Raw genomic sequence first — 1,022 nt, 5'->3', positions numbered from 1 at the left:
GTAGACACTCGAAAAAATAAAATTAGTTTTGTATCTGCCACCGGTTTCCGGTGGCAGTTTTTTCATGCTGCTAACCAATATTTAGCATGTTTTTCCATAGGTGTTAAAACACCGAGCTTTCTTTGTAATCGTTTAGTATTGTAATATTCAATATAGTTTTCAATCATTTTAACCAAAGACTCTTTATCTGTGAAGTGACGCCCATAGTATCGTTCGCGTTTTAAGATACCCCAAAACCCTTCCATAGGGCCATTATCAATACATTTTCCTACTCTAGACATACTATGCTTCATTCCTGCCGCAATTAACTTTGCATGGAACATTCGACTAGTATATTGGTATCCTCTGTCACTATGGAATAATGGATGTGCATCTGGATTAGAAGTTACGGCATGGGTAAAGGTATCAAATACCAATATATTGTCATTTCTGTCTCGGATTGCAAATGAAACAATTCTACGATCATATAAATCAAGAATTGCACTAAGGTATACTTTATGAACTTCATTGCCCAAGTAATATTTAAATTCAGTAACATCTGTAAGCCATTTTTCATTAGGGGCTGTAGCAGTAAAGTCTCTATTAAGATTGTTTTCTGCTACATATTGTGGTCTTGCCGCATGTCGAGTGCATCCCTTATTGCAATACTTAATGGTAGATTTAATATTTTGTATCCGGCAAATTCGTAGTACTCGCTTATCATTAACCTGTATGTCATAGTAGCGATCCAAGTCATCTCGAATTCTACGGTATCCCTTATCGGGACTTTCTGAGTGAATGGCCTCTATCTTTTCCGCAATCATTATGTTTTCTCGCTCTTTTATAGGCGTTTGTCTATGTAACCATTTGTAATAAGCAGCTCTAGTTACGTTACCTAGTTTACATAAAGCTGAAATGGCATAGTGATGCTCTTCGTGTTCTTCTTTTATCGCCAAATAAATATGAAAATATTTTACTTGGCTTAGCCCCGCCTCCTCTCTATTTCGTCTAATTTTTTTAAGAAAGATGCCTCCATTTCAGCC

The 1,022-nt window shown here is 36.4% G+C and carries 1 protein-coding gene; it reads right to left on the bottom strand.

The annotated features are described in order from the left end of the window. Positions 1-62: 62 nt before the first annotated feature. Positions 63-992: an IS3 family transposase gene (locus tag QZL64_RS01490; RefSeq protein ID WP_296309124.1), complete on the bottom strand. Its 930-nt coding sequence runs from the start codon at positions 990-992 to the stop codon at positions 63-65. Positions 993-1,022: the final 30 nt, after the last annotated feature.

Origin of the sequence: Veillonella sp. CAG:933, assembly GCF_000431435.1 — a bacterium.
Classification (GTDB): Bacteria; Bacillota; Negativicutes; order Veillonellales; family Veillonellaceae; genus Veillonella_A.
Note: the sequence above shows the minus strand (reverse complement) of the source record. Positions and strands in the feature narration are given on the sequence as shown.